The sequence below is a fragment of the Mesorhizobium sp. B2-6-2 genome (genome assembly GCF_006440615.1).
Taxonomy (GTDB): domain Bacteria; phylum Pseudomonadota; class Alphaproteobacteria; order Rhizobiales; family Rhizobiaceae; genus Mesorhizobium.
Genome location: NZ_VFUG01000001.1, coordinates 265,945 through 288,812 on the forward strand (window position 1 = coordinate 265,945; position 22,868 = coordinate 288,812).

Below are 22,868 nucleotides of genomic sequence, written 5' to 3' on the forward strand. Positions count from 1 at the left end.
TCAGTTGAAACCGCGGCTTCTAGGATCGAGGTTTGAATTTTCGGCCGACACCCGCCAAGATGTCGGCTGAACCGCAGCCGGAAAGCCGCCGATGTCCGAGATCGCCCATATCACAGCCGCCATCTTCAAGCGCGCCGGCGGAGCCAGGCGCTTCGTCGTTGCCATCGCCGGTCCGCCCGGCTCCGGCAAGTCGACGTTGTCCGCTGCATTGCATGAGCTGCTGCCGGAAAGCACATCCGAGGTCGTACCGATGGACGGCTTTCATTATGACGATATCATTCTCAACCGCCGCGGCCTGCGACCCCGCAAGGGCGCGCCGGAAACTTTCGATTTCGCCGGTTTCGAGACGCTCTTGAAGCGCATCCGCTCGGGCGAGCCCGATATCGCGATTCCCGTGTTCGACCGCAGCATGGAACTGTCGCGCGCGGCGGCCGAAATCATCGCCACCGACACCAAGTTCATCCTGGTCGAGGGCAACTATCTGCTACTCGACGAGGAGCCGTGGTCGCGGCTGGCGCCTTTGTTCGATTTCACCGTCTTCGTCGACGTGCCGAGGGCTGAGCTCGAAAGCCGCCTGATGGAGCGCTGGCGCGAGCACGGCAAATCCGACGAGGACGCCCGCGCCTGGATCGCCTCCAACGACATGCCCAACATCGAGCGGGTGCTGGCGCGGCGCCGGCCGGCCGATATGGTCGTTGGTTCCTTGGTTATTGGTTAACCTGCTCAATTTTCAATATTTTCCGGCGGGAACTTTAAGGTTTTCAGGCCGTTATGACCCTATCCCGAATTGTCCGGCGCCGGAGCAATTCCAGGAAGGCGCGCGAACGCTTTCCCTCCGAAACTGCGAACCGAGAATGCAGGAGCCGTCAGATGGCAACGAACAGAAAACCCGTGGCCAAGAAAAGCAGGGCTAACCAATCCAAGGCAACGCAGGCCAAGGCCGGCGCCGGCCCCGCGATCGCGGAGCGGTCGAACGATGCCAAGCCGGCTTTCGGCAAGGCGGCGCCGAAGAAAGTGACGCCCGGCGCGGCTCACAAGGTCGCGGCCAAGAGCGCGAAACATGCCAAGTCCCCGGCAAGCAAATCGGGACCGATCCGCACCGTGGCCAGCGTCGCCACAGGAGCGGTCGTCGCCACCGCGCGGCTAGCGGCCTCCGTGTTCGGCCGCGGCGGCGCCAAGGCCAAGGCGAAATAGCCCCTTTACGCGATTCCGGATGGCGAAGTCGCCGAGCCGGACCTTCGCGATTGGCCACCACGACAGCTCGGTCGTCATTCTAGGGCGGAGCAAGGAGCGAAGCGACGCGCGCAGACCCTAGAATCCATGCCGTGACGCTAGAGCGTTGCTGCGGTTACAGAATTCTGCACCGTTGCACCTTACGGCAAGAGCCACGGCATGGATACTCGGGTCAAGCCCGAGTATGACGACGTCACGGGGGTTTCGGCTAATCTCCAACGTGGGCGCTAGCCGCCCGCTTAGCCCACCGCCACCTTCAGCCAAAGCGCCTTTTCGCCGAGCGTCGAAACCAGCCCGGCATGGGCCGCGATCGACCTCAGTCAAGCGCGCCCGCAGGGCTTTTTTTTGTTGCGCCCACCGCTGCACGTTTCCCGAAGCTGCTTCAGCCCTTCGTCGGGATGGTGAGCCCCCTCTTCACCGCCGGCCGTGCCAGGCCGCGCTCCAGCCACTCGGCAACGGTCGGGAAATCGTCGAAACCGACCAGCTCGCGCGCCTCGTAGAAGCCGATCAGGTTGCGCACCCAGCCCAGCATCGACACATCGGCGATGGTATAGTCGTCGTCCATGATCCACTTGCGGCCCTTCAGGCGCGTTTCCATGACGCCGATCAGCCGCCGCGACTCGTCGCGGTAACGCTCCAGCGGCCGCTTGTCGGCAATCTCGCGCCCGGCGAATTTGTGGAAGAAGCCGACCTGCCCGAAGATCGGGCCGATCGCCGCCATCTGGAAGAACACCCATTGGATCGTCTCGTAGCGCCGCGCCGGATCGGCGGGAATGAGCTTGCCGGTCTTGTCGGCCAGGTAGAGCAGGATGGCGCCGGATTCGAACAAGCCGATCGGCTTGCCGCCCGGACCGTCCGGATCGACGATCGCCGGTATCTTGCCGTTCGGATTGAGCGACAGGAATTCCGGCGTCCAGCTCTCATTCTTGCCGATGTCGACATAATGCGGCTCATAGGGCAGGCCGATCTCCTCCAGCGCGATCGACGCCTTCACGCCATTGGGCGTCGTGGCCGAATAAAGCTGCAGGCGCTCGGGGTGCTTGGCCGGCCAGCGCTTGGCGATCGGAAAGGCGGACAGGTCGGTCATCGGAAACTCCGGATGCGGATCGGCGGCGGGCGGCGCTCATGGCGGGTCAGGGAGAATTAGGACCCCGGCCGGCCGGGATCAATACACCGCAAGCGGCTTGGCATGGACACACAGTCAACCGGTCGGCCGCGGTCAGACCGCCTTGAAGGCCAGCACTGCATTGGTTCCGCCGAAGGCGAAACTGTTGCTGAGCGCCGCGCGCACCTTGCGCTCGCGCGCCGTGTTCGGCGTCACGTCGAGATCGCAATCCGGGTCCGGCTCGCGGTAATTGGCGGTCGGCGGCACGATGCCGTCGCGGATCGCCATCACGCAGGCGATCATCTCCAGCCCGCCGGAAGCGCCGAGGCAATGCGCATGCATCGACTTGGTCGAGGACACCGAAAGCGAACGGGCATGCTCGCCGAAGACGCGCTTGATCGCCGCGGTCTCGATCTGGTCGTTGGCCTTGGTGCCGGTGCCGTGCGCGTTGAGGTAGTCGACATCTTCCGGACCGAGTCCGGCATCCGCCAGGCAAAAACGCATCGCCGCTTCCGGTCCCTCGATGGTCGGCGCGACGATGTCGGAGGCATCGGCCGAAAGTCCGACGCCGGCGATCTCGGCCAAAATGGTGGCGCCTCGCGCCATCGCGTGATCGTAGCTTTCGAGCACCGCCATGCCGGCGCCTTCGCCGAGCACCAGGCCGGCGCGATCGGCCGAGAACGGCCGGCAGGTGTCGGGCGAAAGCACCCTGAGCGCCTCCCAGCCCTTCAGCACGCCCCACACCAGCGGCGCTTCGGTGCCGCCGGCGACCATCACGTCGGCGCGGCCGAGCCTGATCTGGTCGACCGCCGAGGAGATCGCATGGTTGGCCGACGAGCAGGCCGAGGTGGCGCCGAAAACAGGGCCGCGCAACCCGAGATTCATGCTGACCTGGCCGGCGGCCGCGCCCGGCATCACTTTCGGCACGGTGAAGATGGCGGCACGGTTGCGCCCTTCGAGCAGGATGGCGCGGTAATTCTCCTCGATCGTCTCGAAGCCCGCGACGCCGATGCCGACGATTGCGCCCATCCGGTAGGTATTGTCGGCATGCGCGGTCAAGCCAGATTGTCGCATGGCCTCCCGCGCCGCGATCACCGCCAGCAGGCTGAAGCGGTCCATCGACACGACCTGCTTGCGGTCGATGCCATGGTCCGGCAATTGCTTGATTTCGCAGCCGGTCTTGACCTTGAGGTCATGCAGCGACGGATTGTCGATAGGGCCGATGGCCGAGCGGCCGGCGCGCATAGCGTCCCATATCGCCGCCGCATCGTTGCCGAGCCCGCAAATCCCGCCAATACCGGTGATGACGACGCGTTTTTGCATGCAGTCAGGCTTTTTTCGCGATCAGCTCGCGAACCGCCTCGACCATGTCGCCGACGTTCTTGAGGTTGCTCCAGGCATCGACCGTGTTCATCTCGATCTCGATGCCGTACTTTTCCTCGAGATCGAAGATGATCTCGGTCAGCTCCAGCGAATGGATGCCGAGCGTGCCGAGATCGGTGCTGGCGGTGATTTCCTCGCCGCCGGTATCGGCATGCGCCTTGATCTTTTCGATGATCTCGGTCGTCAGCTGGTCAGCCATTCGGTTCCTTCCCTGTCGTTGCCCGACGCCAACTGATCAGCGCCTCTTTTTTGATCCCCGGACCCAACAAACGCCGTTGCCCTTACCTCGCCAGGCACCGCGCGACCGCTCCAAGGTGGCTTCCCTCTATAGAAACCGAAACGATGTCAAGCAACAAGCGATATCGACAAAGCCGCCGGAGTGCTTAACCTGGGATCGTGGACATGATCGACAACACTTTGACATCCCAGCCTGCCTCGCCTTTGGCCGCCCCTCCCTTGCCTGCCGCGCAACGTGCTGCCGGCCTGGGCAGGCTTTTCTGCGGCAAGAGCGGCGGCCGGACGCGCCTGCGGCGGCTCTACCAGGATGGATCGGCCAAGATCCGCCTGCCTGCGGTGCAAGGCGATCCGCTCGAGGCGGTGCTGATCAACACCGCCGGCGGGCTGACCGGCGGCGATCGCCTCGGCTGGACGGTCGAGGTCGGCGCCGACGCCTCCGCCGCCATCACCACCCAGGCCTGCGAGAAGATCTATCGCGCCGCCGCCGACAGGGCCGAGACAAGCGTCAGCCTGCGGGTCGGTCCGGGCGGCCGCGTCGCCTGGCTGCCGCAGGAAACCATCGTTTTCGACCGCGCCGCCTTCGCCCGGACGCTGGATGTCGAGCTTGGCGACGATGCCGAGGCATTGGTGCTGGAAGCCACGCTGTTCGGCCGGCTGGCGATGGGTGAGCGGACGACCAATGGCAGTTTCCATGACCGCTGGCGGGTCCGCCAGGGTGGTGCGCTGGTCCATGCGGAGGATTTCAGGCTCGGCCCGGACATCGCCGCAACGCTCCAGCGGCCGGCGGCGACCGGCGGCGCGCTTGCCGTCGCCACATTGCTGCTGGTGTCGCCGCAGGCGGAAAGTCTGCTGGAGCCGGCCCGCGCCATCATCGGCGACCCCGCCATCGGTGGTTGGGGCGGCGCCAGTTTCTGGCGCGTCGGCCGATCTGGCAAGCTTCTTGCGAGGCTTTGTGCCGGCGACGGCTACCAGCTCCGCAAGCGGCTGGTTCCGCTCGTCGAACTGCTCAATGGGCGGGCGGGCCTGCCTAAATTGTGGTCACTCTGATTTCGATTGCCGGGAAGTTGCATGAACCTGACACCGCGTGAAAAAGATAAGCTGCTGATCGCCATGGCAGCGATGGTGGCGCGCAAGCGGCTGGAGCGCGGCGTCAAGCTCAACCATCCCGAAGCCATCGCCCTGATCACCGACTTCGTCGTCGAAGGCGCGCGCGACGGCCGCCCGGTCGCGGAACTGATGGAGGCGGGTGCGCATGTCGTCACCCGCGCCCAGGTCATGGACGGCATCGCCGAGATGATCCACGACGTTCAGGTCGAGGCGACATTTCCCGACGGCACCAAGCTGGTGACCGTGCATGAACCGATCCGGTGAGGAGGAATACAGATGCTGGAGCTCAGGCCGAATTGCGAATGCTGCGACAAGGATCTGCCGCCGGAAGCGACCGATGCGCTGATCTGCACCTTCGAGTGCACCTTCTGCGCCGACTGCGTGGACAGTGTGCTGGGTGGCGTCTGCCCCAATTGCGGCGGCAATTTCGCGTCGCGGCCGATCCGGCCGGCGGCCAAGCTGACGAAATATCCGCCGTCGACCAGGCGCGTGCTCAAGGCCGAAGGCTGCGGCCCGCGCAAGGCCGCTTAACAGGTCAATTGGAAAGGGCAGAAAGATGATCTCCGCTTCGACGAAACGCAGCGCGCTCGCCGTCATCCTGTTGCTGGCGGCGGCCATGCCGGCCTATGCCCATGTCGGCATCGCCACGACCTCGTCCTTCGCCGCTGGCTTCGCGCATCCGCTGTCCGGTCTCGACCATATGGCGGCCATGATCGCCGTCGGCGTGTGGGCGGCGCTGAAGGGCGGCAAGGCTATCTGGGCCTGGCCGCTGGCCTTTGTCGGCGTGATGCTGGCCGGCGGCGCGCTCGGCATGCTGCATGTGCCGATGCCTTTCGTTGAGCCGGGCATCCTCGCTTCCGTGGTGACGCTCGGCCTGCTGGTGGCGCTGGCGATCGACCTGCCGGTCTCGGCCGGTATCGCCATCACCGGTCTGTTCGCGCTGTTCCATGGTCACGCCCACGGCACGGAAGTGCCGGAAAATGCCGGCGGTTTTGAATATATGGCCGGCTTCGCGATGGCCACGGCGCTGCTCCACGGCGCTGGCATCGCGGCCGGTCTCGGCCTAGGCTTGCGCTTCCGCAGCCTGGCGCGCGCCGCAGGTGCGGCTTGCGCGGCGGTCGGCGTCGGCCTTGCCTTCGGCGTGTTGTGAGGGCGCGATGATCCCCGGCGAAGTTATCGCGGCCAAAGGCGAGATCGAGCTCAACAAGGGGCTGCCGACCGTCACGCTCAAGGTCGCCAACAGCGGCGATCGGCCGATCCAGGTCGGCAGCCACTATCATTTCTTCGAGACCAATGAGGGCCTGAAATTCGACCGCGAACGCGCACGCGGCATGCGGCTCGACATCGCGGCCGGAACCGCCATGCGCTTCGAGCCCGGGCAGGAGCGAGACGTCACGCTGGTGCCGCTGGGCGGCAAGCGCGAGGTCTATGGCTTCCAGCAAAAGGTGATGGGCAAGCTGTGACGTCCGCCGGCGCGCTCACATCACTTCGGCGGCTTGGCGGCGGCATAGATGACGACCTTCCCCGGATTGTCGAACTCTACGGCGAGCACGTCTTCGGCCTGCACGCGCCGCGAATCGATCGCGTTGAAGAGCAAGGCGTTCGCCTCGATCTCCTGGCGCAGCTCGGCGACATCCTCCTGATGCTGCTTCACCTTGTTCTCTATCGCCGGCGGCGGCCCGCCCTCGCTGCGCGCCGCGTCGGTCAGGAACACGATGTCGACCGTATCGAGCTTGGTGGTCTTGCGCACCGTGCCGATGTTGTCGCGGGTGCGGTCGATGGCCGTGATGACCTTTCCGGCCTCCGTCGAGGAAAGCGCCTCTTCCTGCCGGACATCGGAATCGACGATTGCCGCGGCAGGCCTGTCGTTGTCCAGCGGCTGCGCCGCGGGTGCCGCCTGGGGCGCAGCCATGAAAAGCGTGGCGGCAACCGCGGAACTCCATCTTTTAGAACGCGGGGCTTTCGCCATCGCTCGCTCCTGACTGAACTCGTGGCGGGGCGAAAACAGCGAAACGGTCCTGCTTGGCCGGAGGTTCCCTTCAAAAGCCGGCAGGCGGACCGTGACGCGGCCCGCTTTCCCTTCAAAATATGGCTGGCGGACCGCAAGGCGGCCCGCCTGGGCGTGCAATCAGCTCGCCTTCTTGGTAATCAGCGTCAGCGCGCCATTGGGCTGCATGCTTGCGGCGATCACCTGCGCGGAGCTCATGCCCTTGGCCTCGAGCGCGGATTTGACCTTGGGCGTGGCGTCGATCGACTTGCGCAATGTCTGCAGGCCGGCATCGCCGCGCTGCGCCACGATCTGGTTGACCTGCGTCTGCGTGTCCTTGGGCAGTTCGGTGATGTCCACGACATTGACGCTCTGGATCGCGGGCGCCGCGGACTGGGCCTTCGGCGCGGCAGGCGCGGTCGGGGCGGGACTGGGCTGCGGCGTCGGCTGCTGCTGGGCATTGGCAGTGCCCGCCATCAACGTGGTGGCGGTTGCGGCGAGAAGAATCGCTTTGAGCATGGATATTCCTTCCATCGGTTTGGCAAACGGTCCTTTTGGGCTGACCGGGGCACCTCAACCGCCAAATGGGAGCGCAAGGTGTTCCTAAGCGGGTCATTGCGTGACCATTGGGTGGCGACAATGTGCACCTCGCGTTCATTCAACCTGAATTTCGGGAGCAATCGCTGATGGCCATGATAAGCCGCGCCGCCTATGCGCAGATGTATGGAACGACGGTCGGCGACAAGGTGCGGCTTGCCGACACCGAGCTCTTCATCGAGGTGGAGAAGGACCTCACCGTTTACGGCGAGGAAGTGAAATTCGGCGGCGGCAAGGTCATCCGCGACGGCATGGGCCAAAGCCAGGTAACGCGGGCCGGCGGCGCGGTCGACACCGTCATCACCAATGCGCTGGTCGTCGATGCGCTCACCGGCATCGTCAAGGCCGATATCGGCCTGAAGGATGGCCGCATCGCCGCGATCGGCAAGGCCGGCAATCCGGACACGCAGGCCGGCGTCACCATCATCATCGGCCCCGGCACCGAGATCATCGCCGGCGAGGGCAGGATACTCACGGCCGGCGGCTTCGACGCGCATATCCACTTCATCTGCCCGCAGCAGATCGAGGAAGCGCTGATGAGCGGCGTCACCACCATGCTTGGCGGCGGCACCGGCCCGGCGCACGGCACCTTGGCCACCACCTGCACGCCGGGACCCTGGCACATGGCGCGCATGATCCAGTCCTTCGATGCCTTTCCGATGAATATCGGCCTGTCGGGCAAGGGCAATGCCTCAAAACCGGCGGCGCTTGAAGAGATGGTGCTGGCCGGCGCGTGCGCGCTGAAGCTGCATGAGGACTGGGGCACGACCCCGGCCGCCATCGATTGCTGCCTGTCGGTTGCCGACGATTACGACGTCCAGGTGATGATCCACACCGACACGCTGAACGAGTCGGGCTTCGTCGAGAACACGGTGGCGGCCATCAAGGGCCGCACCATCCACGCCTTCCACACCGAGGGTGCAGGCGGCGGCCATGCGCCCGACATCATCAAGGTCTGCGGCCTGCCCAATGTCATCCCGTCCTCGACCAACCCGACCCGGCCATACACGGTCAACACGCTGGCCGAGCATCTCGACATGCTGATGGTCTGCCACCATCTGTCGCCGTCGATCCCGGAGGACATCGCCTTTGCCGAAAGCCGCATCCGCAAGGAGACGATCGCCGCCGAGGACATCCTGCACGACATCGGCGCCTTCTCGATCATCTCCTCCGACAGCCAGGCCATGGGCCGCGTCGGCGAGGTGGCGATCCGCTGCTGGCAGACCGCCGACAAGATGAAGCGCCAGCGCGGCGCGCTGCCGGACGAGACCGGCGACAACGATAATTTCCGCGTCCGCCGCTACATCGCCAAATACACCATCAATCCGGCCATCGCGCACGGCCTGTCGAAGGAGATCGGATCGATCACGGTCGGCAAGCGCGCCGATCTCGTGCTGTGGAACCCGGCCTTCTTCGGCGTCAAGCCGGAGATGGTGTTGGTCGGCGGCTCGATCGCCGCGGCTCCGATGGGCGACCCGAACGCCTCGATCCCGACGCCGCAGCCGATGCATTACCGGCCGATGTTCGGCGCCTATGGCAAGGCGCTGACCAATTCGTCGGTGACCTTCGTCTCGAAGGCCGCTTTCGACGCCGGCCTGCAGGGCAGGCTGGGCGTCGACAAGGCGATGATTGCGGTCGAGAACACCCGCGGCGGCATCGGCAAGCATTCCATGGTGCTTAACGACGCCACACCGCATGTCGAGGTCGATCCCGAGACCTACGAAGTGCGCGCCGACGGCGAGTTGCTGACCTGCGAACCGGCGACCGTGCTGCCGATGGCGCAGCGGTATTTTCTGTTTTAGGTTTGGTGCGCCCACAAGGTATCGGACGCATCATGAATGAACAAAAGAAGTTGGCGTTGATCTCCAGGATGGGCGCGCTGCGGGAATATAATGGCGGCGTCGCCCCGGTCGTTATGCCGCTCGTTACACTGGAAGAGTACTTTGATGGGGCTGAAGGTGAAGCCGGATTGCTGTGCAACAGCCCGGAAGAGCCGGATAACGATACGATTCTCGCGACATTCCAATCGATACGAAAAAGACCCGAGGTCGACGACGTTCGGATAGCAATCGTGCAGTGGGATGATGCAGCATGGCCATTCTCGGACAAGGTCGTCATCATAACCCGCGCCAGCGAGGAAGACGCGTCGTTGGCTGGCTGCCGTCAGGGTTTGAACCCGATGAAACCTGGGAAGGCGATGTAGATCACCTCCCTACGGAGCAGATTGAAGTTCCGGCGGGCTACCGAAAGCTATGGCTCTGGTATGACTAACCGCAACGAACGGGTCTGTTCGTAGATGCCCACCGAAATCGCCTCTCCCCACGACATCTTCCCGCATATCCGTATCGTCATGGGCATGGTGATCGGCCTCGGCGTCACGCGGCTGCTTTCGGGAACGGCCCGCATCGTCCAGCACCCTGGCCAGTATCGGCTCTATGCGGTGCACCTCGCCTGGGTCGCCTCGGTGCTGTTGATGCTGGTGCATTTCTGGTGGTGGGAGTTCGGGCTCTACGCCATCGAGAACTGGACCTTCGGCAAATATCTTTTCATCATCTTCTACGCCATCACTCTGTTCCTGCTTTGCGCGCTGCTGTTTCCGGATTCGATGCTCGATTACACCAGCTACGAGGACTATTTTTACTCGCGCCGCGCCTGGTTCTTCGGACTGCTCGGCTTCACCTATCTGCTCGACGTCGTCGACACGCTGCTCAAGGGTCCCGAGCACTTTGCCCGCTTCGGCAATGAGTATCTGTTCCGAACGCCGGTCTTCGTCGCGCTCTGTGTCGTCGCGATCCTGGTGCGCGACCGCCGCTTCCACATCGCCTTCGTCGCGGCCGCGCTGATCTATCAGATATCGTTTATCCTGCGGCTCTTCGACACCATCGTTTAACCGCCATTGGGTTGATCCTTGCATTGATCTAGGATTTGGGGAAATGCAGGACTCAACCATGTACAAGGCCGTCGGATCGCGCGGCTCCCGGGTCAGCCGGGTGCTCTGGATGCTGGAGGAACTCGGCCAGCCCTACGAGTTCGTCGAGGTGAGACTGCGCTCGCCGGAGGCCTATGCGCTCAACCCCTCCGGCAAGGTGCCGATCCTGATCGACGGCGACCTCAAGGTGACCGACTCGGCGGCGATCTGCGTCTATCTGGCCGACAAGCACGCCGATAAGGGTATGGGCGCCAATCCCGGTCTCGCCGGCCGCGCCGAGATGGATTCCTGGATGCATTTTGCCCAGAGCGAATTGGAAGCGCCGCTTTGGAACAAGCTGCGTCATCGCTTCCTGCTGCCGAAGGACTTGCGGGTCGATGTCGGCCCGGCCGCGGCCTATGATTTCGCATCCGAAATAAAGGCGCTGGAACGGCGGCTTGGCGACAAGCCCTTTGCGCTGGGCGACCGCTTCTCGGCCGTCGACGTGTTGCTGGGCGATATTGGCGGCTGGGCTCGTGCCGGCCGTTTCCCGATCGATTCCCAGCGCGTCAACGCCTATTTCGACCGTGTCCTTCAGCGCCCCGCCCGTGCAAGGGCGCAAGCCAATGGCGGAGCCATGAAATGAAACTCAACATCACCACCGATTTCACCAAATTCCCGCGCGCCGTCTTGGTGTTGCCAGCTGGCGAGGCCGGTTCGACGTCAGCCTATGACAAGGCCGTGCTGCCGCATGACGAGCGGCATCTGCGTCGCCGCGCCATCGAGACGGCGGGTGGCGAAAAGGTGCTGGTCGACCTGCCCGAGCCGGTGGCGCTCGCAAATGGCGACCGGCTGGTGCTGGAGGATGGGCGCCAGCTTGAGATCGTCGCGGCACCGGAGGAGGTCTACGACATACGCGCCCGCGACGCGGTTCATCTCGCCGAGCTCGCCTGGCACATCGGCAACCGTCACCTCGCCGCGGCCATCGAGGCGGAGCGCATCCTCATCCTGCGCGATCACGTCATCAAGGCGATGCTGGAAGGCCTCGGCGCCACGGTGAACGAGGTTTCGCAGCCGTTCAGCCCGGTCCGCGGCGCCTATTCCGGACATGGCAGCGACCACGGCCATTCGCATGACCATCACGATCATGATCATCATGACCACGGCCACCACGACCACGACCACGGCCACCACCATCATCATGACTGAGGAGCTTTCCAGCATCGCGCTGCTGCGGCTGATGGCTTGGCTGTCGCCGGCCTTTCCGGTCGGTAGCTTCTCTTACAGCCACGGGATCGAGCGCGCCGTGCAGGATCGGCTAATCGCGGATCGCGAAGATCTCTCCGGCTGGCTGGAGACGCTGGTCGAGGTCGGCTCGGGCTGGAACGACGCTGTGCTCTTCGCCGAAAGCTGGCGGCGCGGACGTGACGGCGGCGATCTCCAGGAGACAGCAGCGCTGGCCGAAGCGCTTGCCGGGTCGCAGGAGCGGCACATGGAAACCATGCTGCAGGGCACGGCCTTCCTCCAGGCGGCGTCGGCCTGGTCGTCTCGAGCGCTGGAGCGCCTGCCGGCCGATTGCCCCTATTGCGTAGCAGTCGGCGCCGTTGCGGGCAGCAGCGGCATCGGACTTTCGGAGGCGCTCTCCGCCTTCCTGCAGGCTTTCTTCTCCAACCTCCTGCAGGCGGCAATCAGGTTGGGTATCGTCGGCCAGGTCGACGCCGTCGCATTGTTAGCCGGCTTCGAACCTCTGGCGCTGGCGACCGCATCGCGCGCCGCCGCTTCCAGCCTGGACGATCTGGGCGGCGCGGCCGTCATGTCCGACATCATGGCGATGCAGCATGAGACGCAATACTCCAGGCTGTTCCGCTCATGATCGTGCTTGCCGTCATCCTCTCTTCCGTCCTGCTCCTGATCACAACGCTGCATGTCTATTGGGGCATAGGCGGCATCTGGCCGGGCACGGACCAGGCATCCTGCGCCCGCGCCGTCGTCGGTTTTCGCGGCGTCGATGAGATGCCGTCGCCCTTCGCGAGTTTTGCTGTCGCCGCTTGCCTCGTGCTCGCGACGCTGTGGCCACTGGCGCTCACGGGTGTCTTTGCGACGCCGTTTCCAAGAGAAGGCCTGGCGGCCACGGCATTGATGATCGGCCTCGTCTTCCTCGGTCGCGGCATTGCCGGCTTCACGCCCTGGTGGCGCCGGCTTGCGCCCGAACAGCCTTTCGCGCGGCTCGACCAAAGCCTTTATTCGCCGTTTTGCCTCTTGATCGGGGCAGGCTTCGCAATCCTTGCCATCACGGAGTTTCCGGCATGACATCGAAAAACGGTCCTCTTCGCATCGGCATCGGCGGGCCGGTCGGCTCCGGCAAGACGACGCTCACCGAAAAGCTCTGCAAGGCGCTGCGCGACGACTTTTCGATCGCCGTCGTCACCAACGACATCTACACCAAGGAGGATGCTATGATGCTCGCGCGGCTACAAGCATTGCCCGAAGAGCGCATCGTCGGCGTCGAGACCGGCGGCTGCCCGCACACCGCCATCCGCGAGGACGCCTCGATCAACCTGCGCGCCATCGCCGAGCTGAACAAGAAATTCCCCGATCTCGACATCATCTTCATCGAATCCGGCGGCGACAACCTCGCCGCCACCTTCTCGCCCGACCTTGCCGACTTGACCCTCTACGTCATCTCGGTCTGCCAGGGCGAGGAGATCCCGCGCAAGGGCGGCCCGGCCATCACCCGCTCGGATTTCCTGATCATCAACAAGAGCGATCTGGCACCCTATGTGAACGTCAACCTCGACGTCATGGAGAGCGACGCCGGCCGCATGCGCGGCAAAAGGCCGTTCGGCTTCACCGACCTGTCGCGCGGCAAGGGATTGCAGCAAGTGATCGACTTCATCGTCGAGCAGGGCGGGTTGCAGTCGGCGCGCCCGGCGGCTTGATCCACTGAGCCAGCGTTTATCGGTTGCTGGCAGCCGCTATGCGCGGCATTCTCGGAAAACAAACCCAAGCGGAGGATTTTCGATGAGCCTTGCCCGCCTGCACAAGGAACCGCTGAGCAACCTGCCCTATTATGAGGAGCGGGTCGATCTCGCCGCCGCCTTCCGCTGGACGGCGCGGCTCAACATGCATGAGGCGGTGGCCAACCATTTCTCGCTGTCCGTCAACGACGAAGGCACGAAGTTCCTGATGAATCCCAACCAGGTGCATTTCTCGCGCATCAAGGCGAGCGACCTTCTTCTGATCGACGCCAACGATCCCGACACGCTGTCCGGCCCCAACGCGCCCGACCCGACCGCCTGGGGCCTGCACGGCGCCATCCACCGCAACGTCCCGCATGCGCGCTGCGCCATGCATGTCCATTCAATCCACGCCACCGTGCTTGCTTCGCTCGCCGATTCGACGCTGCCGCCGGTCGACCAGAACTCAGCCATGTTCTTCAATCGCCATGTCGTCGACGCCAATTATGGCGGCTTGGCCTTCGAGGAAGAGGGCGAGCGCTGCTCGCAGCTTCTCACCGACCCCAAGGTCAAGGTGATGGTCATGGGCAACCACGGCGTCATGGTCATCGGCGACACCGTCGCTGACACCTTCAACCGCATGTTCTATTTCGAGCGTGCCGCCGAGACCTACATCAAGGCGCTGTGGACCGGCCGCCCGCTGCGCACGCTCTCCGACGAGATCGCCGAGAAGACCGCGCGCGAGATGGACGATTATCCCGGCCAGGCCGAGCGCCATCTGGCCGAGCTGAAGGCGATCCTCGACGAGGAGGAGCCTGTTTATCGGAATTGAGGGCTGCCGGTTTCGGAATGACCGGTCGGCGAAAGGCGGGAATTGCCGGCCTGTCGCGGTTGTCTTCGGGCTTGGCGTCTCGCGCCCCGTCATCCTCGGGCTTGTCCCGAGGATCTACCGAGCTCCCAAGAATGATCGCCCCATATTCCCGTTGGACGGCAGATCCTTGGGACAAGCCCAAGGATGACGGCGCTGGGCTGGGGTGAGGGGCCTACGATGGCTGCGTGAAGCCCCGGATGTCCGCGCCAAACTCGCCCGCGCCTCAGAGCCCCAACTGCGCCCGCAGCTCTTCAGCGCTGTTGATGACGATCGCTCCTGCCGGGCCTTCCATCGGCGCCTCCGGCCAAAAGATCGTCTTCATGCCCGCCGCCAGTCCGGCCATGGCGCCCGTTAGGCTGTCGTCGACGGCAAAAGCATCCGCCGGATCGACGCCGGCGAGATAGGCGGCGCGCAGGAATGGTTCGGGAAGCGGCTTGCCGTCGATCACATCGTTGCGGCTGACCGTCATCATGCCCGGATAGGTGAGGCCGACGGCGCGCAGATTGGCGTCGACGATCAGCCGGTCGGAGTTGGACACCACCGCCTGCTCGACGCCGAGCGCGCGCAATTCGTTGAACACTTCGATTGCGCCGGGGCGTGGCTTCAGCGTTTCGGCCAGCGGCAGATAGTGATCGTATTTGCGCACGATCCAGTCGTCGAAGGGCAGGCCAAGGCCGAACTCGTCGCGCAGCATTTCGTAGACCGGCCATGCCGCGATGCCCAGCACGCGCTGATGCAGGTCGGGCGGCGGGGCGATACCGACGCTGCGCAGCGCCGCTACAAGTGCCGCCTCGTGCAGCGGCTCGCTGTCGACCAGCGTCCCGTCCATATCCCAGAAAACGGCTTTCGGCACCATGCGCGGCTCCCTTCGCCGATCCCCTTAATCGGTTTCCCGGTGGAGATAAACCGTCCCGCCGGCAAATGGTTGGACAAGCGGCGGATTGATCCTTCAGGCATCGAGGAGCCTTCCAAGCAATTGCTCTTTCGATAGACAATTGCGCGTTGGCGCAATCGCTGTAAGCTATGGCGCCCGTTTCAGCATTCTTGCGGGCTGGGAGGCGAGACGTGAATTCGCGACAGGAAATCGGCAGCACCAGGTTGGACGACGCCGCGCGCGCCGGCTGGCTTTATTATGTTGCCGGCAACACGCAGGACCAGATCGCCGCCAAATTAGGCATCTCCAGGCAGACGGCGCAGCGGCTGGTATCGCTCGCCATGTCGGAGGGCCTGATCAAGGTGCGGGTCGATCATCCGATCGCCAACTGCCTGGACCTCGCCGCGCGGCTGAAGTCGCGCTTCGCGCTCGACCTTGTCGAAGTGGTGCCGAGCGATCCGACCTCGAGCTCGACGACGATCGGCATCGCCGAGGCGGCCGCGGCCGAGATCGAACGCCGGCTGCGCTCCGAGGCTCCTATCGTCATGGCGATCGGCACCGGGCGCACGCTGAAGGCGGCGATCGAGCAACTGCCGCCGATGGAATGCCCGCAGCACAAGGTCGTGTCCTTGACCGGCAACATCTCGCCCGATGGCTCGGCAGCCTTCTACAACGTCATCTTCACCATGGCCGACCGCGTCAAGGCGCGGTCCTTCCCGATGCCGCTGCCGGTCATTGCGTCCTCGCCGGAAGAGCGCGAGATGCTGCTCAACCAGCCGATGATCCAGCCTACATTGGCGCTGGCGGCCGAGGCCGATGTCACCTTCGTCGGCATCGGAGATCTCGGACCCAAGGCCCCGCTCTACGAGGACGGCTTCATTTCCGAAAACGAGTTGAAGGCGCTGCAGAAGGCCGGCGGCATCGCCGAGATCGTCGGCTGGGTGTACGACCGCGAAGGCCGCATGATCGAAGGCATCACCAACGACCGCGTGTCTTCCGCCGCGCTGCCGTCGCGGGAAAGGTCGTTGGTCATCGCTCTGGCCATGGGCGAACGCAAGCTGGCGGGCATCCTGGCCGCCGTCAATCGCCGGCTGGTCAACGGCCTCATCACCGACGAACGCACGGCCGAAGCACTGCTTGCCGGCTGATTGCCAATAAAAAGTGCCGGCTATTGCGAGCGGCCGCGCGGATCGTTGCCGTCGAGAAAACCCATGTCGCGCTGCAGATGCTCGGAAAATTCCCGGACATCGAGATAGCCGCGCCTGCGGCCCGAAAACCTTGCAAATTCCCGCACGAGCGTGAAAAACCAGCCTTGTGCCGGGGTGGAAACGAGCTTTTCCTGAACCGTGACCATGATCGTCAGCCTTCGCGATGCTTGAACTGGATTGACCGTCGACCCCAAATATCGGCCTGGCCGGTTCGTGCTTCCAATCAAACCTCGATCATGACCCATAAGGAGGCCTTATGCCCGATCTCAGCTCTCCGCAGCTTGCGCCCCTGCCGCCGCTGCAGGCGATCCGGGTGTTCGAGGCGGTGGCCAGACACCTGTCCTTCACCAAGGCCGCGCAGGAGCTGGGCATGACCCAGGCGGCTGCGAGCTACCAGATCAAGTTGCTCGAGGAGCGCATCGGCGCGCCGCTGTTCCTGCGCCGGCCGCGGCAGATCGAATTGACCGAGCCCGGCCAGCGCCTGGCGCCCGCCGTCAGCGAAGCCTTCGCTATCCTGGGCCAGGCCTATGCCGCGGCGCGCGGCGGCGCCGACGGCCTGCTCTGCATCACCACCGTGCTGACCTTTGCCTCGAACTGGCTGGCGCAGCATCTGGGCGCGTTCCAGCTCGCGCATCCGGCACTTGCCGTGCGGCTCGACACGTCGAGCCGCCTGACCGATTTCGCGCGCGAGGATGTCGATCTCGCCATCCGCTCCGGCGCCGGCAAATGGCCTGGCCTGGAGGCGCATAAGCTGCTCGATGCCGATTTCACGCCGATGCTGAGCCCGAAGCTAGCGGCGAGCATCGGCGGCGTCAGGGAGCCGGCGGACCTGTTGCGCCTGCCGATCCTCGACCCGGGCGACATCTGGTGGACGCAATGGTTCGAGGCCGCCGGCGTGACCGGGCACGACCTCGCCAAACGGCCGGGTTCCAGCATGGGCGCGCAGGCCTATGAAGCGAACGCGGCCATGGCCGGCCATGGCGTTGCGATCTTGACGAGGGCGTTGTTCAAGAACGAGATCGCCGACGGCCGCCTAGTCCAGCCCTTCGATCTGGTCGGCGACGACGGCCATGCCTATTGGCTGGTCTATCCGACGGCGCGCCGCAACGTGCCGAAGATCCGCGCCTTCCGTGACTGGCTCCTGGCCGAGATCGCCTGCCCGTAAGCCAATCGCCCTCACTTTCCTCCCTCCGAAGGTACCGGCGCGTCGGCCGACCGGGTCGTGCGGCGTCATTTCTGCTGCGCTGCAGCACAGATTCAGGGTTGACATAATTCATGCCAAGTGAGTAATTGCCCACAGCCAAGGCAAATGCTCATCTTGGTTTATGGGAGGAATTTGATGAAACTTCGCACGCTCACCCTGGGCCTGTTGTCGGCCAGCGCCCTCGCTTTCGCCGCGCATGCCGAATCCATCACCATCGCCACCGTCAACAATGGCGACATGGTCCGCATGCAGAAGCTGACGGACGACTTCACCAAGGCCAACCCCGACATCCAGCTCAACTGGGTCACGCTTGAAGAGAACGTGCTGCGCGAGCGCGTCACGACCGATATCGCCACCAAGGGCGGCCAGTACGACGTCATGACCATCGGCACCTACGAGGTTCCGATCTGGGCGAAGCAGAGCTGGCTCCTGCCGCTCGACAAGCTCGGCGACGACTATGACGTCAAGGACATCATCCCGGCCATCGCCGGCGGTCTTTCGGTCGACGGCAAGCTCTATGCCGCGCCCTTCTACGGCGAGAGCTCCTTCGTCATGTACCGCAAGGACCTGATGGAGAAAGCGGGCTTGAAGATGCCCGACGCGCCGACCTGGGACTTCATCAAGCAGGCCGCCGACAAGATGACCGACCGCGCCAACGGCGTGAACGGCGTGTGCCTGCGCGGCAAGGCCGGCTGGGGCGAGAATATGGCCTTCCTCACCGCCATGTCGAACTCCTTCGGCGCCCGCTGGTTCGACGAGAACTGGAAGCCGCAATTCGATCAGCCGGAATGGAAGAACACGCTGCAGTTCTATGTCGACCTGATGAAGGCCGACGGTCCGGAAGGCGCTTCGTCCAACGGCTTCAACGAGAACCTGGCACTGTTCCAGCAGGGCAAGTGCGGCATGTGGATCGACGCCACCGTCGCGGCGTCCTTCGTCTCCGATCCGAAGGCCTCGCAGGTCGCCGACAAGGTCGGCTACGCGCTGGCGCCCGACAATGGCCTCGGCAAGCGCGGCAACTGGCTGTGGGCATGGTCGCTGGCGATCCCCGCCGGCACCCAGAAGGCCGATGCCGCCGAGAAGTTCGTCTCCTGGGCAACCAGCAAGCATTATGCCGAGCTGGTCGCTTCCAAGGAAGGCTGGGCCAACGTTCCTCCTGGAACACGCTCCTCGCTGTACGCCAATCCGGAATACCAGAAGGCAGCGCCCTTCGCGAAGATGACGCTGGACTCCATCAACGCCGCCGACCCGACGCATCCGACGGTCAAGCCGGTGCCCTATGTCGGCGTGCAGTTCGTCGCCATTCCTGAATTCCAGGGCCTCGGCACCACCGTCGGCCAGCTCTTCTCGGCCGCCCTTGCCGGCCAGTCGAGCGTCGACGACGCGCTCAAGCAGGCTCAGGACGCCGCCACCGCGACGATGACCGAAGGCGGCTACATCAAGTAAGGCTCCTCCCGGTGCCGAACGCCGGTCGCCCATCATGACCGGCAAGGGGCCGCCCGAAACCCAGTTCGGGCGGCCACCCTTCAAAATCGGGAAAATTCTGGCACAACGCTGAAAATCCGGCTGACATTGGGAGGGTGACCGTCATGGCTACTCAGCAAACCCGTTCGCTTGCCCGTTTCATGATGGCGCCATCGGTGATCCTGCTGTTCGTCTGGATGATCGTGCCGTTGCTGTTCACGCTGTGGTTCTCGTTCCTGCAATACAATCCGCTGAACCCGATCCGCGACGGCTTCGTCGGTCTCTCCAACTACAAGCTGTTCTACGACAATCCGGCTTTCTTCGCCGCCATTCTCAACACGCTGACCATCGTCGTGGCGGTCCTGCTGATCACCATCATCGGCGGCATTCTTCTTGCGCTGCTGCTCGATCAGCCGATCTGGGGCCAGGGGATCGTGCGCATCCTGGTCATCTCGCCGTTCTTCGTCATGCCGCCGGTTGCGGCGCTAGTCTGGAAGAACATGATCATGCACCCGCAATACGGCGTCTTCGCCGACATTGCGCGCTTCTTCGGCGCCCAGCCGGTCGACTGGTTCGGGCAGCACCCGCTGACGGCGGTGATCATCATCGTCGCCTGGCAATGGTTGCCCTTCGCAACGCTGATCCTGCTCACCTCGCTGCAGTCGCTCGACGGCGAGCAGAAGGAGGCGGCCGAGATGGACGGCGCCGGCTTCCTCAGCCGCTTCTGGTATCTGACGCTGCCGCACATGTCGCGCGCCATCACTGTCGTCATCCTGATCCAGACGATCTTCCTGCTCTCGATCTATGCCGAGATCCTGGTCACCACCAATGGCGGCCCGGGCTACGCCTCCACCAACCTGCCCTTCCTCGTCTATCAGAAGGCGCTGCTGGAGTTCAAAATCGGCCAGGCCTCCGCCGGTGGCGTGATCGCCGTCATTCTCGCCAACATCGTTGCCTTCTTCGCCATGCGCGCCGTCGGCAAGAACCTCGACAAATAGGGAGGTCAAGATGGCACGCGCAGTCACCACCCAGCACAAGACCATTGCCACGGCCGCGGCCTGGATCGTCGCCTTGTTGATTTTCTTTCCGATCCTTTACACGATCATCACCTCGTTCAAGTCCGAGCAGGAGGCGATCCAGGGCTTTGCCCTGATCCCGTCCGGCACCACGGAAAGCTACGCCGAGGTGCAGGCGCAGAGCGGTTATTTCAAGTTCTTCCTGAACTCGGTGATCCTGTCGGTCGGCTCGACCATCCTGGCGCTGCTGGTCGCGGTACCGGCGGCATGGTCTATGGCCTTCTCGCCGACCAAGCGCACCAAGGACATCCTGATGTGGATGCTGTCCACCAAGATGATGCCGGCCGTCGCGGTGCTGTTCCCGATCTACCTGATCTTCCGCGACACCGGCCTGCTCGACAGCCGCATCGGCCTTACCGTGATGCTGATGCTGATCAACCTGCCGATCGTGGTCTGGATGCTCTACACCTATTTCCGCGAGATACCGGGCGAGATCCTGGAAGCGGCGCGCATGGACGGCGCCTCGCTGTGGAACGAGATCATCTATGTGCTGACGCCGATGGCCGTGCCCGGCATCGCCTCGACCATGCTGCTCAACATCATCCTGGCCTGGAACGAGGCGTTCTGGACCATCCGGCTAACCACCACCAATGCCGCCCCGCTGACGGCCTTCATCAGCTCCTTCTCCAGTCCGCAAGGCCTGTTCTGGGCAAAGCTGTCGGCGGCCTCGACGCTGGCGATCGCGCCGATCCTGATCATGGGCTGGTTCAGCCAGAAGCAGCTGGTGCGCGGCCTCACCTTCGGCGCCGTGAAGTAACAACGCCCAAGCGGCGGACGACGAAGACCATCCCCGGGAGGAAGCCATGGGAAACATCACGCTCAAGAACGTCTCCAAGTCCTTCGGGTCGACGGTGATCATTCCGGACATCGACCTCAATATCGAGGACGGTGAGTTCGTCGTGTTCGTCGGCCCTTCGGGTTGCGGCAAGTCCACGCTGCTCAGGCTGATCGCCGGGCTCGAGGACACCAGCGGCGGCACCATCAGCATCGATGGCCGCGACGTCACCCGCGAGGCGCCGGCCAAGCGCAAGCTTGCCATGGTGTTCCAGTCCTATGCGCTCTACCCGCATATGACGGTCGCCAAGAACATCGCCTTCCCGTTGAAGATGGCCGGCGAGGACCAGGCGACCATCGACAAGAAGGTGAAGGACGCCGCGCGTGTCCTCAACCTCACCAATTATCTCGAGCGTCGCCCAGGCCAGCTGTCCGGCGGCCAGCGCCAGCGCGTCGCCATCGGCCGCGCCATCGTGCGCCAGCCCTCGGCCTTCCTGTTCGACGAGCCGCTGTCCAACCTCGATGCCGCGCTTCGCGGCACCATGCGCCTGGAGATCAGCGAGCTGCACCATCAGCTCAAGACGACGATGATCTACGTCACCCACGACCAGGTCGAAGCCATGACCATGGCTGACAAGATCGTCGTGCTCAATGCCGGCAATATCGAGCAGGTCGGCTCGCCGATGGAGCTTTACAAGACGCCGAAGAACCTCTTCGTCGCCGGTTTCATCGGCTCGCCCAAGATGAACCTCATCGAAGGCGCGCCGGCCGACAAATATGGCGCCAAGACCATCGGCATCCGCCCCGAGCATCTCAACATCTCGACCACCGCCGGCGACTGGAAGGCGACGGTGGGCGTTGCCGAGCACCTCGGCTCCGACACCTTCCTGCACGTCCAGGCGGACGGCATCGGCACCGTCAATGTCCGCGCCGACGGCGAGGTTGCGGTGAGGCATGGCGATACCGTCTACCTGACCCCCGACAAGACCAAGCTCCATCGCTTCGGCGCCGACGGCAAGGCGCTGCTGCAGTGAGGTTGAAAGGCAAATCGGCGCTGATCACCGGATCGGCGCGCGGCATCGGCAGGGCCTTCGCCGAAGCCTATGTTCGCGAAGGCGCGACGGTGGCGATCGCCGACATCGACCTGGAAGCCGCGCAAGCGACGGCGAAAGCGATCGGTTCCGCCGCTTACGCAGTCCGGCTCGACGTCACCGACCAGGCTTCGATCGAGGCGGCGGTGAAAGCAGTCGAGGCCAAGACCGGCGGCCTCGACGTGCTGATCAACAACGCGGCGGTCTTCGACCTCGCGCCGGTCGTCGAGATAACCAAGGCAAGCTACGAAAAACTGTTTTCCGTCAATGTCGCCGGCACACTGTTCATGCTGCAGGCGGCTGCCCGTTCGATGATAGCGCGTGGCAAAGGCGGCAGGATCATCAACATGGCGAGCCAGGCCGGCCGGCGCGGCGAGCCGCTGGTCGCGGTCTACTGCGCCACCAAGGCCGCCGTCATCTCGCTCACCCAATCGGCCGGGCTCGACCTGATCAAGCATCGCATCAACGTCAACGGCATCGCGCCGGGTGTCGTCGACAGCGACATGTGGGATCAGGTCGATGCGCTCTTCGCAAAATATGAGAACCGGCCCAGAGGCGAGAAGAAGCGGCTGGTCGGCGAAGGCGTGCCTTACGGCCGCATGGGCAAGCCGGAGGATCTCGCCGGCATGGCCGTGTTCCTCGCAAGTGACGAGGCCGAATACATTGTCGCCCAGACCTACAATGTCGACGGCGGCCAATGGATGAGTTGAGGGGGAGGCGCTTCTCTTCTTCCTCCGGAGAAGACGCCATGGGGCAGGTGAGGGGCAGCATACTGGAATACCGGGTGTTGCC

The 22,868-nt window shown here is 64.2% G+C and carries 30 protein-coding genes; 23 read left to right on the top strand and 7 right to left on the bottom strand.

The features are described 5' to 3' along the window. Nucleotides 1-91 precede the first annotated feature (91 nt). Both FJ419_RS01430 and FJ419_RS01435 read left to right on the top strand, forming a co-directional pair. On the top strand, nucleotides 92-718 hold the full coding sequence (locus tag FJ419_RS01430) for a nucleoside triphosphate hydrolase (protein ID WP_140686923.1): 627 nt from the start codon (nucleotides 92-94) through the stop codon (nucleotides 716-718). A gap of 152 nt (nucleotides 719-870) precedes the next feature. Next, the gene (locus tag FJ419_RS01435) at nucleotides 871-1,194 is read left to right on the top strand and encodes a hypothetical protein (protein WP_140686924.1); all 324 of its coding nucleotides are present in this window, start codon (nucleotides 871-873) and stop codon (nucleotides 1,192-1,194) included. Nucleotides 1,195-1,615: 421 nt separating this feature from the next. Here the strand turns inward: FJ419_RS01435 and FJ419_RS01440 are convergent, their stop codons facing one another. From FJ419_RS01440 to FJ419_RS01450, 3 genes are all read right to left on the bottom strand, one after another. Further along, the gene (locus FJ419_RS01440; RefSeq protein ID WP_140686925.1) at nucleotides 1,616-2,320 is read right to left on the bottom strand and encodes a glutathione S-transferase N-terminal domain-containing protein; all 705 of its coding nucleotides are present in this window, start codon (nucleotides 2,318-2,320) and stop codon (nucleotides 1,616-1,618) included. A gap of 132 nt (nucleotides 2,321-2,452) precedes the next feature. After that, nucleotides 2,453-3,661 carry a beta-ketoacyl-[acyl-carrier-protein] synthase family protein gene (locus FJ419_RS01445; protein WP_140686926.1) on the bottom strand — a complete coding sequence of 403 codons (1,209 nt, stop codon included), beginning with the start codon at nucleotides 3,659-3,661 and terminating at the stop codon, nucleotides 2,453-2,455. Nucleotides 3,662-3,665: 4 nt separating this feature from the next. Continuing rightward, nucleotides 3,666-3,920 (bottom strand): acyl carrier protein, encoded by a 255-nt coding sequence (locus FJ419_RS01450; RefSeq protein ID WP_041003067.1) that lies wholly within the window; start codon nucleotides 3,918-3,920, stop codon nucleotides 3,666-3,668. A 203-nt stretch (nucleotides 3,921-4,123) separates the two neighbouring features. Between FJ419_RS01450 and FJ419_RS01455 the strand changes: the two genes are divergently transcribed. The 5 genes from FJ419_RS01455 to FJ419_RS01475 are packed head-to-tail and all read left to right on the top strand — an operon-like array spanning nucleotide 4,124 to nucleotide 6,528. Further along, the gene (locus FJ419_RS01455; RefSeq protein ID WP_140686927.1) at nucleotides 4,124-5,005 is read left to right on the top strand and encodes an urease accessory protein UreD; all 882 of its coding nucleotides are present in this window, start codon (nucleotides 4,124-4,126) and stop codon (nucleotides 5,003-5,005) included. A gap of 21 nt (nucleotides 5,006-5,026) precedes the next feature. Then, complete coding sequence (locus tag FJ419_RS01460) at nucleotides 5,027-5,329, top strand: urease subunit gamma (protein WP_041003069.1); 303 nt, start codon at nucleotides 5,027-5,029, stop codon at nucleotides 5,327-5,329. A gap of 12 nt (nucleotides 5,330-5,341) precedes the next feature. Further along, complete coding sequence (locus tag FJ419_RS01465) at nucleotides 5,342-5,596, top strand: DUF1272 domain-containing protein (RefSeq protein ID WP_140546152.1); 255 nt, start codon at nucleotides 5,342-5,344, stop codon at nucleotides 5,594-5,596. Nucleotides 5,597-5,621: 25 nt separating this feature from the next. Continuing rightward, entirely contained in the window at nucleotides 5,622-6,215 is a 594-nt protein-coding gene (locus FJ419_RS01470; RefSeq protein ID WP_140686928.1) for a HupE/UreJ family protein, read from the top strand. Nucleotides 6,216-6,222: 7 nt separating this feature from the next. Continuing rightward, nucleotides 6,223-6,528, top strand: a complete 306-nt coding sequence (locus FJ419_RS01475) for an urease subunit beta (protein WP_140686929.1) — start codon at nucleotides 6,223-6,225, stop codon at nucleotides 6,526-6,528. Between the two features lie 20 nt (nucleotides 6,529-6,548). Here the strand turns inward: FJ419_RS01475 and FJ419_RS01480 are convergent, their stop codons facing one another. Together FJ419_RS01480 and FJ419_RS01485 are read right to left on the bottom strand one after the other, a co-directional pair. After that, nucleotides 6,549-7,034, bottom strand: a complete 486-nt coding sequence (locus tag FJ419_RS01480; protein WP_140686930.1) for a hypothetical protein — start codon at nucleotides 7,032-7,034, stop codon at nucleotides 6,549-6,551. Between the two features lie 159 nt (nucleotides 7,035-7,193). Next, entirely contained in the window at nucleotides 7,194-7,571 is a 378-nt protein-coding gene (locus FJ419_RS01485) for a hypothetical protein (protein WP_140546156.1), read from the bottom strand. 164 nt (nucleotides 7,572-7,735) lie between these two features. On the opposite strand from FJ419_RS01485, the gene ureC reads away from it, so the two are divergent. From ureC to FJ419_RS01530, 9 genes are all read left to right on the top strand, one after another. Continuing rightward, nucleotides 7,736-9,451 (top strand): urease subunit alpha, encoded by a 1,716-nt coding sequence (gene ureC / locus FJ419_RS01490; RefSeq protein ID WP_181170606.1) that lies wholly within the window; start codon nucleotides 7,736-7,738, stop codon nucleotides 9,449-9,451. A gap of 32 nt (nucleotides 9,452-9,483) precedes the next feature. Further along, nucleotides 9,484-9,852 (top strand): hypothetical protein, encoded by a 369-nt coding sequence (locus tag FJ419_RS01495; protein WP_140686932.1) that lies wholly within the window; start codon nucleotides 9,484-9,486, stop codon nucleotides 9,850-9,852. 93 nt (nucleotides 9,853-9,945) lie between these two features. Next, nucleotides 9,946-10,539 carry a hypothetical protein gene (locus FJ419_RS01500; protein WP_140686933.1) on the top strand — a complete coding sequence of 198 codons (594 nt, stop codon included), beginning with the start codon at nucleotides 9,946-9,948 and terminating at the stop codon, nucleotides 10,537-10,539. A 58-nt stretch (nucleotides 10,540-10,597) separates the two neighbouring features. After that, on the top strand, nucleotides 10,598-11,203 hold the full coding sequence (locus tag FJ419_RS01505; protein WP_140688099.1) for a glutathione S-transferase family protein: 606 nt from the start codon (nucleotides 10,598-10,600) through the stop codon (nucleotides 11,201-11,203). Further along, nucleotides 11,200-11,766 carry an urease accessory protein UreE gene (ureE, locus tag FJ419_RS01510; protein WP_140686934.1) on the top strand — a complete coding sequence of 189 codons (567 nt, stop codon included), beginning with the start codon at nucleotides 11,200-11,202 and terminating at the stop codon, nucleotides 11,764-11,766. Before FJ419_RS01505 ends, ureE begins: the two co-directional genes overlap by 4 nt. Then, a complete protein-coding gene (locus FJ419_RS01515; RefSeq protein ID WP_140688102.1) occupies nucleotides 11,759-12,430 on the top strand; it encodes an urease accessory protein UreF in 672 nt (223 codons plus the stop codon). The genes ureE and FJ419_RS01515 overlap by 8 nt, the downstream gene beginning before the upstream one ends. Continuing rightward, on the top strand, nucleotides 12,427-12,867 hold the full coding sequence (locus tag FJ419_RS01520) for a DUF3995 domain-containing protein (RefSeq protein WP_140686935.1): 441 nt from the start codon (nucleotides 12,427-12,429) through the stop codon (nucleotides 12,865-12,867). Before FJ419_RS01515 ends, FJ419_RS01520 begins: the two co-directional genes overlap by 4 nt. Beyond that, nucleotides 12,864-13,496 carry an urease accessory protein UreG gene (gene ureG, locus FJ419_RS01525; protein ID WP_140686936.1) on the top strand — a complete coding sequence of 211 codons (633 nt, stop codon included), beginning with the start codon at nucleotides 12,864-12,866 and terminating at the stop codon, nucleotides 13,494-13,496. Before FJ419_RS01520 ends, ureG begins: the two co-directional genes overlap by 4 nt. 82 nt (nucleotides 13,497-13,578) lie before the next feature. Further along, nucleotides 13,579-14,346, top strand: a complete 768-nt coding sequence (locus FJ419_RS01530; protein WP_140628305.1) for a class II aldolase and adducin N-terminal domain-containing protein — start codon at nucleotides 13,579-13,581, stop codon at nucleotides 14,344-14,346. Nucleotides 14,347-14,608: 262 nt separating this feature from the next. Here the strand turns inward: FJ419_RS01530 and FJ419_RS01535 are convergent, their stop codons facing one another. Then, nucleotides 14,609-15,241: an HAD family phosphatase gene (locus tag FJ419_RS01535; RefSeq protein ID WP_140686937.1), complete on the bottom strand. Its 633-nt coding sequence runs from the start codon at nucleotides 15,239-15,241 to the stop codon at nucleotides 14,609-14,611. Nucleotides 15,242-15,450: 209 nt separating this feature from the next. Here FJ419_RS01535 and FJ419_RS01540 point away from each other — a divergent pair, with 209 nt between their 5' ends. Beyond that, nucleotides 15,451-16,407, top strand: a complete 957-nt coding sequence (locus tag FJ419_RS01540) for a sugar-binding transcriptional regulator (RefSeq protein WP_140686938.1) — start codon at nucleotides 15,451-15,453, stop codon at nucleotides 16,405-16,407. A 20-nt stretch (nucleotides 16,408-16,427) separates the two neighbouring features. Here the strand turns inward: FJ419_RS01540 and FJ419_RS01545 are convergent, their stop codons facing one another. After that, the gene (locus FJ419_RS01545; protein ID WP_140628312.1) at nucleotides 16,428-16,613 is read right to left on the bottom strand and encodes a hypothetical protein; all 186 of its coding nucleotides are present in this window, start codon (nucleotides 16,611-16,613) and stop codon (nucleotides 16,428-16,430) included. A gap of 110 nt (nucleotides 16,614-16,723) precedes the next feature. On the opposite strand from FJ419_RS01545, the gene gcvA reads away from it, so the two are divergent. From gcvA to FJ419_RS01575, 6 genes are all read left to right on the top strand, one after another. Continuing rightward, nucleotides 16,724-17,632 carry a transcriptional regulator GcvA gene (gene gcvA / locus FJ419_RS01550; protein WP_140686939.1) on the top strand — a complete coding sequence of 303 codons (909 nt, stop codon included), beginning with the start codon at nucleotides 16,724-16,726 and terminating at the stop codon, nucleotides 17,630-17,632. A 174-nt stretch (nucleotides 17,633-17,806) separates the two neighbouring features. Further along, entirely contained in the window at nucleotides 17,807-19,117 is a 1,311-nt protein-coding gene (locus FJ419_RS01555; protein ID WP_140628318.1) for a sugar ABC transporter substrate-binding protein, read from the top strand. Between the two features lie 143 nt (nucleotides 19,118-19,260). Then, on the top strand, nucleotides 19,261-20,133 hold the full coding sequence (locus FJ419_RS01560) for a sugar ABC transporter permease (RefSeq protein ID WP_140686940.1): 873 nt from the start codon (nucleotides 19,261-19,263) through the stop codon (nucleotides 20,131-20,133). A 10-nt stretch (nucleotides 20,134-20,143) separates the two neighbouring features. Beyond that, nucleotides 20,144-20,968 (top strand): carbohydrate ABC transporter permease, encoded by an 825-nt coding sequence (locus FJ419_RS01565; protein ID WP_140686941.1) that lies wholly within the window; start codon nucleotides 20,144-20,146, stop codon nucleotides 20,966-20,968. Between the two features lie 46 nt (nucleotides 20,969-21,014). Continuing rightward, nucleotides 21,015-22,019 carry an ABC transporter ATP-binding protein gene (locus FJ419_RS01570; protein ID WP_140686942.1) on the top strand — a complete coding sequence of 335 codons (1,005 nt, stop codon included), beginning with the start codon at nucleotides 21,015-21,017 and terminating at the stop codon, nucleotides 22,017-22,019. Next, nucleotides 22,016-22,786, top strand: coding sequence for an L-iditol 2-dehydrogenase (locus FJ419_RS01575; RefSeq protein ID WP_140686943.1), 771 nt, complete (start codon nucleotides 22,016-22,018; stop codon nucleotides 22,784-22,786). Before FJ419_RS01570 ends, FJ419_RS01575 begins: the two co-directional genes overlap by 4 nt. Nucleotides 22,787-22,868 lie beyond the last annotated feature (82 nt).